Origin of the sequence: Tolypothrix sp. FACHB-123, from assembly GCF_014697075.1 — a bacterium.
Taxonomy (GTDB): Bacteria; Cyanobacteriota; Cyanobacteriia; order Cyanobacteriales; family Nostocaceae; genus Aulosira.
In genome coordinates this window covers 71,848-88,678 of the sequence record NZ_JACJRE010000030.1, presented here as the reverse complement: position 1 = coordinate 88,678, position 16,831 = coordinate 71,848, and the positions used below count along the sequence as shown (strand labels likewise).

Annotated in this window: 11 protein-coding genes; 7 read left to right on the top strand and 4 right to left on the bottom strand. The window is 39.3% G+C overall.

Features of this window, described 5'->3' with window-relative positions:
• Nucleotides 1-167: 167 nt before the first annotated feature.
• The 4 genes from H6G41_RS19805 to H6G41_RS19790 all read left to right on the top strand — a co-directional run bounded on the left by H6G41_RS19805 (nucleotide 168) and on the right by H6G41_RS19790 (nucleotide 8,353).
• Entirely contained in the window at nucleotides 168-4,454 is a 4,287-nt protein-coding gene (locus H6G41_RS19805; RefSeq protein ID WP_190747889.1) for a polysaccharide deacetylase, read from the top strand.
• Between the two features lie 110 nt (nucleotides 4,455-4,564).
• Nucleotides 4,565-6,112, top strand: a complete 1,548-nt coding sequence (locus tag H6G41_RS19800; RefSeq protein ID WP_190747888.1) for a hypothetical protein — start codon at nucleotides 4,565-4,567, stop codon at nucleotides 6,110-6,112.
• 53 nt (nucleotides 6,113-6,165) lie between these two features.
• On the top strand, nucleotides 6,166-6,327 hold the full coding sequence (locus H6G41_RS19795; RefSeq protein WP_190747887.1) for a hypothetical protein: 162 nt from the start codon (nucleotides 6,166-6,168) through the stop codon (nucleotides 6,325-6,327).
• On the top strand, nucleotides 6,317-8,353 hold the full coding sequence (locus H6G41_RS19790) for an FAD-dependent oxidoreductase (protein WP_190747886.1): 2,037 nt from the start codon (nucleotides 6,317-6,319) through the stop codon (nucleotides 8,351-8,353). Before H6G41_RS19795 ends, H6G41_RS19790 begins: the two co-directional genes overlap by 11 nt.
• A 43-nt stretch (nucleotides 8,354-8,396) precedes the next feature.
• On the opposite strand, the gene H6G41_RS19785 is transcribed toward H6G41_RS19790, so the two are convergent.
• Together H6G41_RS19785 and H6G41_RS19780 are read right to left on the bottom strand one after the other, a co-directional pair.
• Complete coding sequence (locus tag H6G41_RS19785; protein WP_242037983.1) at nucleotides 8,397-9,590, bottom strand: SprT-like domain-containing protein; 1,194 nt, start codon at nucleotides 9,588-9,590, stop codon at nucleotides 8,397-8,399.
• A gap of 128 nt (nucleotides 9,591-9,718) precedes the next feature.
• Nucleotides 9,719-10,987 carry an ATP-binding protein gene (locus H6G41_RS19780; RefSeq protein WP_242037982.1) on the bottom strand — a complete coding sequence of 423 codons (1,269 nt, stop codon included), beginning with the start codon at nucleotides 10,985-10,987 and terminating at the stop codon, nucleotides 9,719-9,721.
• A gap of 418 nt (nucleotides 10,988-11,405) precedes the next feature.
• On the opposite strand from H6G41_RS19780, the gene H6G41_RS19775 reads away from it, so the two are divergent.
• The 3 genes from H6G41_RS19775 to H6G41_RS19765 are packed head-to-tail and all read left to right on the top strand — an operon-like array spanning nucleotide 11,406 to nucleotide 13,014.
• The gene (locus tag H6G41_RS19775) at nucleotides 11,406-11,921 is read left to right on the top strand and encodes a DM13 domain-containing protein (protein ID WP_190747884.1); all 516 of its coding nucleotides are present in this window, start codon (nucleotides 11,406-11,408) and stop codon (nucleotides 11,919-11,921) included.
• Nucleotides 11,922-11,944: 23 nt separating this feature from the next.
• Nucleotides 11,945-12,511 (top strand): NADPH-dependent FMN reductase, encoded by a 567-nt coding sequence (locus H6G41_RS19770; protein ID WP_190747883.1) that lies wholly within the window; start codon nucleotides 11,945-11,947, stop codon nucleotides 12,509-12,511.
• A gap of 17 nt (nucleotides 12,512-12,528) precedes the next feature.
• Nucleotides 12,529-13,014 (top strand): cupin domain-containing protein, encoded by a 486-nt coding sequence (locus tag H6G41_RS19765; protein WP_190747882.1) that lies wholly within the window; start codon nucleotides 12,529-12,531, stop codon nucleotides 13,012-13,014.
• Between the two features lie 42 nt (nucleotides 13,015-13,056).
• On the opposite strand, the gene H6G41_RS19760 is transcribed toward H6G41_RS19765, so the two are convergent.
• Nucleotides 13,057-14,676, bottom strand: a complete 1,620-nt coding sequence (locus H6G41_RS19760) for a glycosyltransferase family 39 protein (RefSeq protein ID WP_190747881.1) — start codon at nucleotides 14,674-14,676, stop codon at nucleotides 13,057-13,059.
• 591 nt (nucleotides 14,677-15,267) lie between these two features.
• The gene (locus H6G41_RS19755) at nucleotides 15,268-16,584 is read right to left on the bottom strand and encodes a recombinase family protein (protein WP_190747904.1); all 1,317 of its coding nucleotides are present in this window, start codon (nucleotides 16,582-16,584) and stop codon (nucleotides 15,268-15,270) included.
• Nucleotides 16,585-16,831 lie beyond the last annotated feature (247 nt).

Sequence of the window (16,831 nt, the reverse complement as noted above, 5' to 3'; positions counted from 1 at the left end):
TATTTTTTGGAAAAATTGAATATTTACAGTTTGATTTGGTGTTTAAAATACCTAAAAAATCCAGATGTGTTAGCTAAAAGGACTGTAAATGAATATATTTCAAAAATTATATATCAATTCTATAAACACAATTTTTGCAACATCTACCTTTTGGAGAATGAAATACAATGCCTAACGAACTATCTGTGATCGATTTGGAAGAATTGCTGAAAAGAGCAATAAATAATATTAGTGAATTCTTTTCATCTGCTGATTATTCACAAAAAATGAATTTAGCATTTGGTGAAAACTGGGATCAAGAAAAAGCTCAAAAAGTAATTAATGAAATCATCAATTATTCCAGCTTACCCACCATTAAAATGGTTAGCTCAAAGGATATTAATGGTGGACAAGGAGCTTTTGGTATTTTCAATAATACGGTTTATTTATCAAAAGCACTGTTAAACGCTCCCGCCAAAGGTGTTGATGTACTAATAGAAGAACTCGGACACTATATAGATTCGCAAATAAATATCCAAGATGCACAGGGCGATGAAGGTGCAATTTTTTCAGCCCTAGTTCAAGGTAAAGAGTTAACGCCAACTCAACTAGCAGCATTGAAAAGCAAAGATGATACTACAACAGTCATCATCAATGGTCAAAGCAGAACACTAGAACAAGCAGCAGCACAGTACGGAAATATCAGCCTAGACGGAAACTTACAAGATTGGACAGCAAGTGAGAGATTAGATTTCTTACCTGGAACAGGAGTACAAGGAGTTGAAATCTATGGAAAGTATGCAGTTGATCTCAATGTAGGTGATGCCTATGTTTTCGCCTTAAAGACAGATGACCTGGCAATAGGTACGTTCACAACATTATGGCTGAATACAGATAGGAATTCCACGACAGGCTATCAAGTAAATGGTCAATTTGGGGGCGCAGAGTATAACGTCAACTTCGCAGCAGACGGGCTTCCCTATCTTTACACAGGAGCAGATGGAGAAAATTATCTTACACCATTAGACTATGGCTTTAGTCCAGATAAAAAAATAGTCGAATTTGCTGTGCCAATATCGTTGCTCAATGGGGCACCACAAGCAATTGACATTATAGGGGATATTAATAACACGGCATTTATACCGGGAGATTATGCTACCCAAAAATACACAGTATATGGGGCACAAAATCTACCAACAAGAACAGATTTGAGTAAAAAGGTAGGGATAGTTTTTTCCGCAACTACGGCGAAACAATTTTTTAGCGAAACAGCATATCACCAACTGTTCTTGTCGATGCAAAGCCAAGCGATGCAGGCAGGCATTCCCTTTGATATTCTCACAGAGGATGACTTAACTGATATCAATAAACTTGTCAATTATGATTCGCTAATATTTCCCTACTTTGCAAATGTACCCCTGGCGAAACTAGATGCCATTCAAGAGACACTAACACAGGCAGTTTATCAATATAACATTGGTCTAATTACCGCCGGAAATTTCTTAACTAACGATGAAAACGGTAATGCTTTACCCGGAAATTCCTATACCCGGATGGAGCAGTTGTTGAATCTCAAAAGAATTGGTGGTAGCACCACACCGGTTAATGGTGTTCTCAACGCTGAAATTACTACTCATCCAGTTATGCAAGGATACAATCCGGATGAGGTAATTCGCAATTACAATAACATTACCTATGACACTTATGGTGATGTTGACCCTAATGATAATAAAACACCCATAGTTCTCGCAGATTTTCTGGTAAATGGGCAGAAAGAAAATGCTGTGTTAGCGACACAAACCGGAGGCAGAAATGTCCACTTTAGTACTCCGGGATTCATGGCGGATAACAATTTATTGTGGAAAGCATTGCAATGGGCTGTTCTGGATGAGAAACCCAAAGTCGCGTTAAATATGAGTCGGGATGCGAGTATTTTTATTTCTCGCAATGACATGGATCAGTCTCAAGAAGCTGATGATGTGAATCCAAATGGAAATACTCCAGGAGTTTACGATAAACTGCTGCCAATTCTGGAGCAATGGAAAAATGACTATAACTTTGTAGGGTCATACTACATTAACGTCGGTAACAATCCAGCAAATGGGCAATTTACTGATTGGACTGTTTCCAAGCCTTACTATGACCAAATCCTGGCTCTACAAAACGAAATTGGTACCCACTCTTACACTCACCCAGAAGACACAAATCAGAGTACATATAAAGAAAATAATGCGTCGGCTCCTGTAAGTCCCACTCTTACTGATGCACAATATGCTACCAAGTTAGAGTTTGAATTTAACCAATCACAATTAGTCATTGAGCAACAATTAGGAATTACCGTTACAGGTGCAGCGATTCCCGGAGCGCCAGAAGGTATAGGAGTTTCCAAAGAGCTTCAGAAATACTTATCCTATGTTTCTGGTGGTTATGCAAGTGTGGGTGCGGGTTATCCTAATGCTTTTGGCTTTTTGTTTCCGGAGAATAAGGATTATGTTTATCTTGCGCCGAACATGTCCTTTGATTTTTCGCTGGTGCAGTTTCGCCAGTTAACACCACAACAAGCGGAAGCAGAATGGCTCAAAGAATATACTGGCTTAACCAATCACGCAGCCCAAGCCATCATCCATTTTCCTTGGCATGATTATGGCCCTACAGAGTGGGATACAGATCCAACGGATAACTCAGGCTCGCCTTACACTCAGGCAATGTTTACTAATTTCATTGCCAGAGCATACAACGATAATACAGAGTTTATTACGGCTGAGGAGTTAAGCCAGCGCATTAGAACTTTTGAGAAATCACAATTAACTCTTGATTATCCCAGTGCAAATACTATTACTGCTACTGTTGCCGGAGTTACTGATGTAGGCGCTTTTGGTTTGAATATCGATCCCTCTCAAACAATCAAAAGTGTTAATGGTTGGTATGCCTACGATAAAGATACGGTATTTTTACCACGTAATGGCGGTCGATATACCATCAATTTGGGTACAACTCAAGATGATGTGACTCGGATTATTGACCTACCAATGCGTGCCGAATTAACTTCAGTTGTTGGTAATGGTACAGATTTAGAATTTTCATTCTTTGGTGAAGGTAAAGTTGTCTTAGATATCAAAAATCCCGGTGCATTGAGCGTAATAACCGAAGGTGCAAGCAGTACGACTCGTAACGGTGAGATTGTCGAGATGACTTTTAACGATCTTGCCCAACATACTGGTAGGGTGAGATTAGTTGTAGATGCGCCACCAACTGTTGCTAACCCAATTGCTGATGTCAGAGTACCTGAGGATGCAGCAGATACTGTAATTGATTTAAGTAACGTCTTCGCAGATATTGATAACCCTCTTACTGGCATTACCAAGACAGTTAAAGCTAATAGCAATAGTGGCTTAGTTAATGCCAGCATTGTTAACAATAATTTGACTCTGGATTATCTACCTAACCAATTTGGGACTGCGACAATTACTATTACTGGTACATCTAATGGCAAAACTGTTGATGATACCTTTACAGTCAATGTTGATGCTGTAGATGATGCACCAATTGTAGTTGCACCAATTGCCGATGTTGTGGTTAATCAAGGTTCTGCTAACAACATTATCAATTTAAGCGGTGTATTTAATGATATTGACAACCCTCAAGCAGCGATTACTAAGTCGATTGTCGGCAATAGCAATAACACCTTGGTGAATGCCTCGATTGTGGGTAATTCTTTAACATTGCAATATTTACCCAATCAATTTGGTAATGCACAAGTGACTGTGCGTGGTACATCTAATGGTTTAACTGTTGATGATACTTTTAGCGTCACTGTTAATCCAGTAGGGAATGTGATTAACGGTAACTCTTTCGGTAACTTCCTTACAGGTACTTTAGGTAGAGATATCATTAACGGATTTGGCGGTAATGACACTATCAATCCGAGCGGGGGTAATGATGTTGTTTATGGTGGCGATGGCAATGATACTGTTTTGGCAAGTTCAGGGAATGATGCGATTTTTGGAGATTCTGGTAACGATACGTTATACGGTGGCTCAAATAACGATACCCTGACTGGTGGTAAAGGTAATGACCGATTATTTGGTGACGGAGACATTGACACTCTAATTGGTGTCAACCCCAACGATACTTTAGCTGGAGCAGGAGAAATTGATACCTTAACTGGTGGTTTTGGAGCTGATTTATTTGTTCTGGGTGATAGAACTAAGGCTTACTACAATGATGGTAATAATTTAAGTTCTGGCACAGGCGATTATGCGCTCATTGAAGACTTCAGTACCTTTGATGGTGATAAAATTCAACTCTATGGTAGTGCCGCTAATTATAGCCTCAGTAATGGATTATTTAGTTTCTCATTGGGCTTCTATAGCGCACTTTACTTAGAAAATGGCAGTCAAGATGAGCTAATTGGAGTAATTGATGGATGGAATAATCTGAGTCTTACTAGTAGCAGTTTCAGCTATGTAAGCTAAGAAATATTTAGCTTTGAATTCGCGCCAATTTGTGAGATAAAAATAATCTTAAGGGCACAATATTTTGTGCCCTTAATAGTGTTCTTCAGATTTGATGTAAATATAAAATTATGATTTCGCAAGATGATAAACTATTTGAGTTAGTTAGCGCTATTGAAGAAATAAGTTCTGCACCTGCTGATTTTTGGCAAGTTACGGCAATTATAGAATCCTTAGGTTATACAGATAGAGTTCTTCAGCAGGAATTTGGTTTTAGTGATGCTTTATCTTTGGGTAAGTATGTTTATGAAAATCATAACTTTTCTTTAGCAGCGAAAGTCACCAAACCGCAGAAAAAGATTTGGCGTAATCTTCTGAAAGAGATGCAAATATTTATTGAGCAATTTTCCCAAAGTTTTGTTTTTGCTCTACCGTTGCTGTTGATATTACTTTTAGAATCTCTCCACATAGATAATCAATCTCAACTATTACCGCCGGAACTGGCTTCATTAATTACTCTCGCAACTATGGCAAGTCTGACTATTAGTGGTGGATTTGTACAAATGATTAGCCGGAGGGGAGAATTTTATCTAAAATTGGGCGAACCGATGCAAGCTCGAAGAGTTTGTTTGCCGATTATTTATTTAGGTGCAGCTACTAGTATTATTGTAGGTTTATTAGGGCTATGGTTTGGGTTTTATCAAGGTCAGTTTGCTGATGAATATTTAATACTGGCTGCTTTATATTATCTGGTTTTGAGTTTACTTTGGATGCTATTAGCAGCTTTGGGGATTCAGTTACGCTGGTGTACACCATTAATTATGTTGGGGTTAAGCATACTATTTGTGTTTTTAAGGGTTTGGGTGAATTTAGATGCCCTAACTGCCCAAATTATTAGTATGTTTGCCACTTTATTAGTAGTAGTTTGCTTAGTTGGTTTTAGATTTGGTAAAGATAAAAAAACAGGTCAGAGTAGTGGCGCGAAAGTTCCCTTACCTCGCTTGAGTGCGTTGGTATATTTATTAGCTCCTTATTTCTTTTATGGTATAGCTTATTTTAGTTTTATTTTTGGCGATCGCATGGTGGCAGGTTGGGCTGTCAATCCGGCTTCTGGGCTAGTTTTTGCGATAAATGCTGACTATCAACAGGCGATGGATTTAGCTTTGGTAAATTTTCTGTTACTGGTGCCACTGGTAGAATATTTGAGTTACCGATTTATGCGTTACTGGTTTGGTAATTCAAAAAACTTAAATGTGGAAAAACTTGCTAAATTCTCGCAAAAAATATTGTATCGCTACTGGTTAACTGTTGGTTTAACTGTGATATTTTTTGGGCTATGCGTGTCTAGTTCATTTCTATTTCTCAAACCCGCAACATGGAGCGTACAGACAACTTTACAGTCTTTATTTGGCTGCTTAGGTTATTTATTTTTTGTCATCGGTTTATTGAATGCAATATTGCTGTTTAGTCTAAATCAAGCAGCTATGGTAGTTAAAAGTATTATCCCTGCTTTGCTAGTTAATTTGACTTTGGGCTATATTTTAGCAAATGTCATTAGTCCAGATTGTGCGGTAATTGGTTTAGTCACGGCTGCTGTGTTGTTTATGCTGCGCTCCACTTATAAGGTTTTGCAGGCGATGAAACAACCAGACTATATCTATTATGTTGCTGGATATTAAGGAGGGTAAAGCTTAGGGGCTAGGGGGTGAGGATTTTTATAGGTGCATTGTAAGTGCGATCGTCAAAGACGTTACCCTTCAACGCAGTCGATACCGCAGGGTATACATCGCACATGGGGATGTATGTTAATAAAAATACTTGGCTAAACATTTATCAAGTGCTACCGTCTACAGGTGATATTGGATTTGAAGGGATTCTCCAAAATGAAGTGTAGACGAAAATTAGCTTATGGAAAGAAATCACTGATTAGTTTCAGTTTAATATCTGTGGTGCTTGCGCCATATTCGGCTATATTTGCCACACCACCGAGAACTCCAGATCAAACTGTAAATTGTGAGATTTTAGTTGTGGGTGGTGGACTTTCTGGTGCTGCGACAGCTTATGAGGGTTTGCTAGCTGGAAGGAATGTATGTTTGACAGAAATTACCGACTGGCTAGGGGGACAAATTTCTGCACAAGGAACTTCTGCGTTAGACGAACGCCCTACCCAGCGATCGCGTCAATTCTATTCTCGCGGTTATCTGGAATTGCGCAACCGCATTGAGCGTAAGTATGGTGAACTTAACCCTGGGGATTGTTGGGTGAGTGATTCTTGTTTTCTCCCCCGTGATGCACACAACATTTTAGCTCAGATGCTCAAAGATGCAGAAAAAAGGGGGAAAGGTAAATTACAATGGTTCCCCACCACGGTAATTAAGGATTTAGAAATTAGCGCTGATGGCAAACTAATTAATAGTGCGATCGCGATTCAACATCAACCAGTCAAAGGTGCAGCACCCCTCAATACTTATCCTTTGTCTCAAACCATTGAAGATGCTTATACCTACGCCAATTCATCACGCCTAACTAAAACTATTATCCGGTTTGTACCGCAGCAAAATCCCAAAACAGCTACAAAAAATTGGTATGTTGTAGATGCCAGCGAAACTGGGGAAATTATTGGTTTGGCTGATGTTCCCTACCGCTTAGGTATTGATGCACGTTCCTACTTAGAACCTTCTGCATCTAGCACGGAAAATGACCCCTATTGTACTCAGGGTTTTACTTACACCTTTGCAATGGAAGCGACTAAGGATGCGCAACCGCAAACTATGCCTTCCTATTATCCCCAATACGCCCCATATTTCAGCTATGAATTGCAGCGGTTGGCAAATTTTGACCTAGTTTTTACCTATCGTCGCATTTGGAGTCCGAAGAAAGGACAGCCAGCAAAGTTTGGCGGTGTTAATTTTACTGCTTCTCAGCCTGGGGATATCTCCATGCAAAACTGGACTTGGGGCAATGATTACCGTCCGGGAACTGCTGCTGATAATTTAATTTATACTCGCCAACAGTTGCAAAGTAGTGGACAGTTGCAACCCGGTGGCTGGATGGGGGGACTGAGCACAGATGCTTTACGTAAAGGTGAAGAAAATGCTCTTGCCTATTATTATTGGCTAGTGGCGGGAACCACAGATTCTCAATTAGGGGATGGGGTGAAACAGCCGCAACCAAATCACCGCCTGTTATCAGGAATAAATTCCCCAATGGGGACGGTGTCTGGTTTATCGAAATATCCTTATATGCGGGAAGGAAGGCGGATTATTGGTCGTCCTAGTTGGGGACAAGCTTCTGGCTTTGGGATTTGGGAAATTGATATTTCTCGCCGCAACTATAATGATGAATATTATCGTAACACCCTGCCCGCAGATATGTATCGGCAGTTAAGAGCAGCACTAGCAGGTTTAGAGGCGACTTCGGTACTGACTGGGCAAATTGACCCAAACAAAGCTTTACGACGGACTCGTTCTACGATCTTTCCGGACTCTGTAGGTATCGGTCACTACGCAATTGACTTCCATCCTTGCATGACACAAAGCCCACCGGAAACACCTGGGAATACAGAACGTGCTGGGGAAAGACGCGGCGCAGGTCAGGCTTATCCCTTCCAAATTGCCCTCAGAGCCATGATTCCCCAGAAAATTGACAATTTAATTGTCGGCGGTAAAAGTATTGCAACTAGCCATATTGCAGCGGCGGCTTATCGAGTACATTCCTTTGAATGGTCTGCTGGTGCGGCTGCGGGGACTGTTGTGGCTTTTGCTTTGAAAAATGCGATCGCACCTTATCAATTAGTAGACGATTTACCCAAATACGAACCGCAATTAGAAGCGCTAAAACGTCTTTTAAAGGAAAATGGCAATCCTACTGCTTTTCCTGATACTTCTATTTTTAACCAAAATTGGGAAGATTGGAAGTAGTTGGTAAATTTATAAAGTCCGCTGCGGCGGACTTTATTTTCAGTTAATAGCGTCCATCAACTGCTAACTTTTGTAGCCAATTCTGAGCTTCTGCGTATAGTTTGAATTGACTTTCATCAGCGCGAAACTCTGGAGTATGTACCATTCTTTTTCCATTTACCAATTTGGTACCGTGATATTTGTGTAGTAATTCATGAAATAAAACAAACTCGGTCACAAACTCAGGTATTCTGCCATCATCGAGAGTTAAACTCATGACTACTCTATCTCTGGCTGGTTCATAATGTCCAAATTTACGATAAGTATTAATTTTGCTCCATACTAGGCGCGGTTTCGCAAGATTTGCCGCAAAATATTCTTTATTTAATTTGGTAAATAAATTATCTAAATTATAAAATTTACCTTGGGGATTTTCGGAAATTACTTCAGCTATTAAATCCACCATTAGCAGTACGCTACTATATTCTTCGGAAGTTGCAAAAGAACGAATAAGTTGTGTATGTGCTTGACTTTTAGCAAAAAGTGCTGATTTTACCACAGCATGTAAAACTTCATCTGGTGCATTAATAAACCCTTCGCCAATTACCAAATCGGCAAAGGTGCTTGATTTTCTTCCTTTATATAATCCTGCCAAATTCGTAAATTTAATCTTGAATTGGATGCACTCTTGTTGATGTTTTTTAAACATTTCTTGAGCGATATGTCGCACCCGATAAGTACTTTTGATGTGAAGTTGCAGATTTTGTTCATATGTTAAAAACTTCATCCATGAGTAGATTTGGCGGGATGTTTGATTTAGGTTAGCTGGTGTTGCTTGATGATGAGAACAGAAATTTTCAATTGTGGCGACTGTTTTGACTAAATCCTGATTTATTTGTGCGATTGCAATCGAGTTTGGGTTAGGGATTGAGGCTAAATTAAAAATGTTCTCTAAAATAGTATCTTGTTGTATTTTGATATTTTTAATACTGATATTTGCTACTGGAGTTTGATCAACTTCGGTAGAAACAACGGGTAAATTATCCAAATCAATACTTTTGAGAAAAAAATAAGCTTCGCGAGAACGTTTTGGTAGCTGGTGAGGGGTAATTTTCCCTTGATTGCATAATTTCTCAATTGTTTCTACTGAGGTTTTAATTAATGTTTGAAAGTCAGCAACTTTTTGATTAGATAACCCATTCTGCAATTCTTTTTGTACTGTTTGAGCAGTTTTAAGAATTCCGCGAATTTTAATCATGCTAATTTCTGCTTTTATTTCCAGCTAGAAGACAAAGCACCATTGACTGGTTTATTTTCAGTCTCAATGCTTCATTGCTTACTCATTTTAGTATTTTTCGTCAACAAATTCGATTTATTCTTGTCTGCTCAGGGAACAACCGGGAGTTGAATACTGACTGTAGTTCCTGTTAATGGCTGAGACTGAATACATAACTTACCATGATGAGCGTTAACAATACGTTTGCTAATCGCTAGTCCTAATCCTGTACCTTCAGGTTTTGTGGAAAAGAATGGTTGAAAAAGCTGGGATAGGATTTCCGGTGAAATAGGATTTCCGTCATTATGGACATTAATTATAACTGCATCATGGCGGGAAGTATCTATTGATAATTTAACAAGATCTCCGGCTTGAACTGCTTCACAAGCATTGCGGATAATGTTAATTAAAACTTGTTTGAGCTTATCGCGATCGCCTGCTATTTTTACTGTCGATAATGCTGGAGTAAATTCAATTTTTTTGTCTCTAGCTTCAGGCATTTCACTAGTTGTCAGCAGCCAATCATCAATAAATTCATTAACATTTAATTCCCGCAGTTGTAATACTTGAGGTTTGGCATAAAGCAAAATTTCACTTAATAGACGTTCTAGCCGACTAGCTTCACTGAGTGCTAATTCTAAACGCTCCTGTGCAGCTTCAGCGAGGATAGTTTTTTTAAAGTACTTTAATCCCATGATTACGGTAGTTAAGGGATTACGAATTTCATGGACAATTATCGAAGAAAATTCACCAATTGCGGCTAATCTTTCCTGCTCTAATAGTTTAGCTTGGGCTGCTTGTAACTCTGCTGTACGTTTTTCAACTTCAGCTTCTAATATTTGATTAAATTTACATTGTTGCTGATAAAGATGATAGTGGTCAATTGCTGTAGCTGCACGTTCAGCAAATAGTTCTACAATTTTAATTTCATCATTAGTAAATTCACGCACCTGGCGATGAAAAGAGCAAATTGTCCCAAAGACTTGACCTTCAGTAGTTTGTAAAGGTATTCCTAAATATGCTCGATAACCTGGTGCTGGTCTACCATATTCTGGATGAGCAATTGCATCTTCAACAGCTAATGTGCGCTTAATTTGCATGACTGTACCAGTCAACTGACCGTGTAATGCATAAACATGGGGCGCATCTTGAGCCATTTCTATACTACTTGCTAGTATAGTTTCAAATCCTGCTTGACAATAGGTAACAACTGTCCAATCTATTCCTATTAGTTCGCTAACTCCGCAGGCGATGTTATGCAAATAGGAATTGAGTTCGCCAGTGCGATAGTTTAATGAGGATAAAAGTTCTATTATCCGTTGTTCGCGTTGCCATTTTTGGTTTTGCAACAATGTTACACAATCCTTGCCTTTGCTCATGGATGCTTGATACATGGTTTAGCAAAAATAATTTCAAAAAATTGAATGATAAATTCTGTATCTAATCAAGAAACTTTGATTATCAAACTTAAAAATTTCCATTCAGAAATTTTTAAGTTTAGCTATTGCAACATTAATTTGATAAAAAGATTCTACTAGAGATAGGTGATGTTCGTATACAACAATATTATGAAATTTTCCTTAAATCAACCTAAAATTTAGTCAACATCTGCTGAAAAATTAAATTTTGCTGAGAATGTCCTGAGAAACTGATAGCCGAAATATCAGTTTTATCGACGTTAATTTTTAGATGGATATAATTTGCTGCAACTGAATTCAAGCAAGAATTATTTATAGACAAAGCTCAAGCACAACTGAATAGTGCTGAATTAGCAAATAATGGAGATTATACTAAATTATGAAATTAGCAAACTTATTTATATTAACTACTACTACTTTGACGATTGCTGGGTGTGTTGGACAAGTAGCTAAGCAGCAGGCTGTTGTTAATGCATCTGTTCCTGTATCTTTGACTCCAGCACAGTCTTTAAATAAGTCAGTCGTTGCGCAAAATTCTCTTGCTATTCAGTCGGGTTCATTTGTTTCCGGCGAACACAAAACTCAAGGTACAGTCAGGATTACCACCAAAGAAGGTAAATCTACTTTAGAACTTGGACAGTCGTTTAAAACTTCTGATTCCGGCCCGGATTTAGTAGTAATTTTGCATCGTTCAGATAATGTGATTGGTTCAACTCAGCCACCTTCTTATCCCTTAAAGAAGGGTGATTATGTAATTCTGGCTCCCTTACAAAAATATAGCGGCGTTCAAAGTTATATTATTCCTACTAATATTAATTTAGCTGATTATAAATCAGTTGGTATTTTGTGTCGTAAGTATAATGCTACTTTTGGTGCGGCGAAGTTGAGTAGTTAAGATTATTTGGGGATAAAGATATTATGCTAGATTCGTCTTTATTTATTCCGACGATTCTGGGGACTCCGCGTAAAGGTCGTCAAAGTGAATATGTGGCGAGATTTTTGGTTGAGCAGATAGCTGCGCGCGATCGCCTGTATACTGAATTGATTGATATTAAAAATATCGCCATCCCTACTGATGATGCAGGCGAATCCATCAAAGACCCTCAGTTTTCTGCCACTATAGAACGTGCAGATGGATTAATCATCGTCGTACCAGAATACAATCACGGCTATCCAGGTTTACTCAAGCACGTACTGGATACCTGCTTAAAAGAATATATCCATAAACCTGTTGGACTGTGTGGAGTTTCCTCTGGTTCCTTTGGCGGTACCAGGGTAATCCAAAATCTCTTACCTGTAATGCGGGAATTGGGTTTAGTAACGATTTTTTACGACCTAAATTTTGCCAACGTGCAGCAATTATTTGATGAGTCAGGAAATTTAATTGATAAATCAACTTACATTCGCCGCATGGAAAGGTTTATGGATGAGTTAGTTTGGATGTCAAAAGTCTTGAAATATGGTAGAGAAACAGTTAGCAAATAAAGTGTGAGGTCATAAAAATGACATTTAATTTAACAAGAGTAGTGCAGCAATCCGGACAAGGTGATTCATACTGGGTGCTGGGAGATTTGTACACTTTTAAAGCAGTGGGCGAAGATACTGGACAAACCTATGCTTTAGTAGAAATTATCATGCAACCACAGAGTGGGACACCACCGCATATTCACAGTCACGAGAACGAATCTTTTTATATTCAAGAGGGAGAATTGGAAGTTCAGCTAGGGGAGGAGATAGTGGTAGCAACGCCTGGTACTTTTCTCCATTCTCCCAAAGGTCAACTCCACAGGTTGATAAATAATACTACCCAGCCTGTCAAGTTGCTGTGCTGGGTAGCGCCTGCTGGTGCAGAAAAATTTTTCATGGAAATCGGTGTACCCGCGATAGATATTAAGCACTCACCCACTGTTAGTCCCGCAGATATTGAAAAAGTTATAGCTACTGCTCCCAAATATGGTTTGCAGATTATTTTGCCGCCTTCACAATAATGCTGCATCTAAATTTCTTAATTGCAAATTGGGATTACAAGTTCATAACCGCTTGCTATCTCTTGTAATCAGTTTCCAACCTTCTGCTTGACCGATGATTTTTACAGAGTTGAGACGCAAACTTTTGTAAGCCGATTCATTGATGAGGAAATAAGATTGCCCCTTGTAGTGCCAATAGTATTCTAATTCTCCTAAGGTAGCGGGAGTAATTTTGCGATCGCTATAAAAATCTAAGGAAGGACGGCTGTAGGGAAATGAAGTGTAAATTTGTTTAACGCTCGGATTTGCCTGTAATATCATGCTGGCAACGGGTTTGACTGGGTAAGCATTCCCTAATTCCCACACCCAATAGTTGGTTTTCATCAACAACAGTAGGGAAATATAAGTTCCCCAAAAGAGAATCTTCAGGAATTGTCCATCACCTCGTTCTGCGTAAATGGCTGCTAGGGTCATAGTTAAGGCAACCGCTGCGCTAATTACTTGTAAGTCTGTTTTTGGCGTTGCACCAGCACTAAAAAAAATACTCCCCGCAGAACCAGCTAAAGCCATTAAGGATAACCCCGCAATCCACGACCGAGGATAGGATGTGAGTAAGGGTAAGTTTTCTGTTTCTGTGATTTGCGCACCTAAGGCTAAAGCTAAACCCGGATAAATGGGTAATAAGTACCAGTGAAGTTTGCTACCCATACCAAGAATAATCACCAGGTAAACGCCAATCCATACCAATACGAGTTTTGCCCAGCTAAGATTGCGATTTTCCCAGGTTAAACGTAAGCTTTGGGGTACAAACAGTAGCCAAGGCCATGCACACAGGGCAATTTCTTGGAAATGAAACCAGGAGAGTTGAAAATTGTCTTTTAAACCGATGCCAATTTGATTGATGGTTGGATTGATAAAAGCCATCTTGAGAAAAGTATGCCCGTAATGTAGAAGCTGGGCACCATACCAACAAAAGGCTGGTAAAATACCGATGCCAATAGCTATCCACAGATAGTAACAAGTGAGCAGTCGTGGTGTGTCCCACAATAAAAATACAACTGCGATCGCACCTAACAATAAACCAAAAATTCCTTGGGTTAGGCAAATCAAGCCTAGGCCAATACCAATGCCCAAACAGTAACGCAAATCTCGACGCGATCGCAAGACACACAACATCATCACCATCAAAAAGCTGACGACTGCACCATCTAAAATCGCCAACCGTCCGTGACGCACCACAGGTAGCATTGTCAAATAAATCAACGCGCTATAGATAGCTACCCAACGTTGACGGAATATCTCTCGCCCAATGCAATACAGTAAAGGTACGGAACAAGCTGTTAAAATTGCCCCTGGTATCCGCGTACTCCATTCATTCACACCTTTGAGGTGATAAACCCAAGCAACTAGTAAATGCATTAAAGGCGGTTTGTATGGATAAGGTTCACCTCCGAGTGTTGGGTAAAGCCAAGCCATAGAACCTGCTGGGGCACGAAAAATTTCGCGAGCGACTTGTGCCACAATCCCTTCGTCTCCATCGCGCAGTGCAACTCCTCCCAGATTGACGCTAAACAGTAACACTGCTGCCAATAACAAGAAAATTAGCCAGACGCCATCAATCAATCTGTCAACTGTGCGATGTTGTTTTCCTAGATGACCCCAAATAAAGCTTCCTTCTTGCATATTCTATGATAATCATTTTGCTTGCTGGTTTGATTACATAGAGATCAAAGCGAATCTCTCATGTTGCCACCCAGTAATAACCTGTGTGTTTAGCAATTGCTAGATTCCAAATTAACTCATTTTTTCCGAATAGTAATCTTTTTTTTTAAGAAACTTGCCTAAGTTTTTTTACTCTATTTTTATCTAAAATATTTTGCGGCAGAAAGATATAAATCATACAAATATTCTGGTCTGAAGTTCTCTGGGTATCCTGTGTTTGCAACTTTCAAAAGTATCTTCAAAGTCTTTAAATGTTGGATATTTATTGAAGCAACTAGAATATTTTAATGTTTTCTTGTTTCAGGAACTGATAATTACAGTGTTGCAAAGATTAACTGTCAATATCAGTTTATCAATTAAACTTCTCTGACTTGTAGTTTGAAAAACTCAAAATTGGCTAATTTAATTACAAAGTGCAGATTCTATCCATGATAAATCTGGAGCAGGACTTCGGCTCACTTCGACTGCGCTCAGTCAGTGAAGGGATAAGTAGGATAAATAAAAAATGACTTAGTTTCTCTGCCCAATGCCCCATGCCCAATAACAAATAACTTAAAATATAAAAATGATTTGCAAATCCCATTCGGATTGTTGGCGAACAATTTCAATGTGGCGAATAAATTCTCGAAAATAAAATCTGCGTTCGGACTCGGATAAATCTAACCAAAATTGTGGGATAGAAACTGCAACAGCAACGGAACGTAAATTAACTGGTGGTAAAGTAGCTAACTTAGCTTGGAGTGCAGAAATTTCTGTGCGGAGTTTATAAGCTCTTAGGTTTGCTGTTTCTGTATCTAATACTCCGGTTTCTACTAATGGGGGTAATTGAGTAAGTATTTCTTGTTGACGTGCGATCGCATCTACTAAATTATTCTTAATTGCATCTAATTGGGGAAAATTCATTCCCGCTACTGCTTGGGGTAATTCTTGACAAACTTTGCTAATTGTTTTGTGCAAAATTTGCTCATAAGCAATCGCCCGACATTTGGGATTTTGCGGACAGCTAATGGGACGTAAATAAAGATACTCTTTTTCTTGACGATGTTGGGTGACGCGAGTAACTTTCATATGAGATTGACACTGGCTACAGACAACTAAACCCGCCAAAGAACGCGGTGCGCTAGCTGTGCGGGATGGTAAGCGACTATTACGGCGTAAAAGTCGGTCAACTTGGGCGGCTTCTTCCAAAGAAATAATCGCAACGTGGGTATGAGAAATAATCTCCCCATCCAAGTAAGCTGTATTGCCCCGATATACTGGATTAGTTAGCCAGCGCCTCCCTGTGGTGACAGAAATTTTTTTTCCGTATTTTTTGGCTAAATAACGCACAGCACCCCGCAAGGAGCCATAAAGTAAAAATTGGTCAAAAAAATCTTTTACTACCGGGGATGTACTACGGTCAACAATGTATTTATCTTTAGTGCGACGGTATCCGTAGGGTGGCTTACCTGGTGGCGGCGCAGTTGCTAAACGGCTGCGGGCGTGTCCTTGGCGAATACGCCGACTGCGCTGTTGACGTTGAATTTCTTGGAATAATTTCAGCAATTCTGCTCGGAGATTGCCTTTTTCAGACGTGTAGGGCTGTTCTGTAGCAATGATTACTACACCCATTCCTTCTAATTCATTTAAGCGATCGCTTACTTCCTTAACAGTATCACCCAACTCCTCCAAGCGCCGAATTAACAGATAAATTCCGCTTTCAGCTTTGCAGTCAGCTAATAATTGTTGTAATTGCGATCGCGCAGCTTGTCCAAAGGACTCTCGCCCTCCCAAATCGTGGTACACTCGATCCACTTCCCATCCCCAATCATTAGCATCAGGGGGATTTTCTAATAAAGGGTCAGTGTAACTGTAGGCAATGATTTTCATGAGCATTGGGCATGGGGCACATCTTCATATTGAATTATATTGAATTGGTATTAGTAGTTCGGTTTGCTGGACTTTTACTCAAGAGTAAAGTTTCACAAATACATTTGCTCAAGCCACACTATATCTATTAACCCTAAAGTTATGACTACCAACATCATAAACCTCATGCAAGCTGATAAATACCCTTTTGCTCAAGAACTGATTACTGATACGGAAGGTAATATAGCAATCCTAAATGATTTATAAA

Bases quoted from the DNA above. Each gene is read 5' to 3' on its own strand.
- H6G41_RS19805 (WP_190747889.1), top strand. From the start codon at position 168: ATGCCTAACGAACTATCTGTGATCGATTTGGAAGAATTGCTGAAAAGA.
- H6G41_RS19755 (WP_190747904.1), bottom strand. From the start codon at position 16,584: ATGAAAATCATTGCCTACAGTTACACTGACCCTTTATTAGAAAATCCC.
- H6G41_RS19765 (WP_190747882.1), top strand. From the start codon at position 12,529: ATGACATTTAATTTAACAAGAGTAGTGCAGCAATCCGGACAAGGTGAT.
- H6G41_RS19780 (WP_242037982.1), bottom strand. From the start codon at position 10,987: ATGAGCAAAGGCAAGGATTGTGTAACATTGTTGCAAAACCAAAAATGG.
- H6G41_RS19775 (WP_190747884.1), top strand. From the start codon at position 11,406: ATGAAATTAGCAAACTTATTTATATTAACTACTACTACTTTGACGATT.
- H6G41_RS19785 (WP_242037983.1), bottom strand. From the start codon at position 9,590: ATGATTAAAATTCGCGGAATTCTTAAAACTGCTCAAACAGTACAAAAA.
- H6G41_RS19800 (WP_190747888.1), top strand. From the start codon at position 4,565: ATGATTTCGCAAGATGATAAACTATTTGAGTTAGTTAGCGCTATTGAA.
- H6G41_RS19790 (WP_190747886.1), top strand. From the start codon at position 6,317: ATGAAGTGTAGACGAAAATTAGCTTATGGAAAGAAATCACTGATTAGT.
- H6G41_RS19760 (WP_190747881.1), bottom strand. From the start codon at position 14,676: ATGCAAGAAGGAAGCTTTATTTGGGGTCATCTAGGAAAACAACATCGC.
- H6G41_RS19770 (WP_190747883.1), top strand. From the start codon at position 11,945: ATGCTAGATTCGTCTTTATTTATTCCGACGATTCTGGGGACTCCGCGT.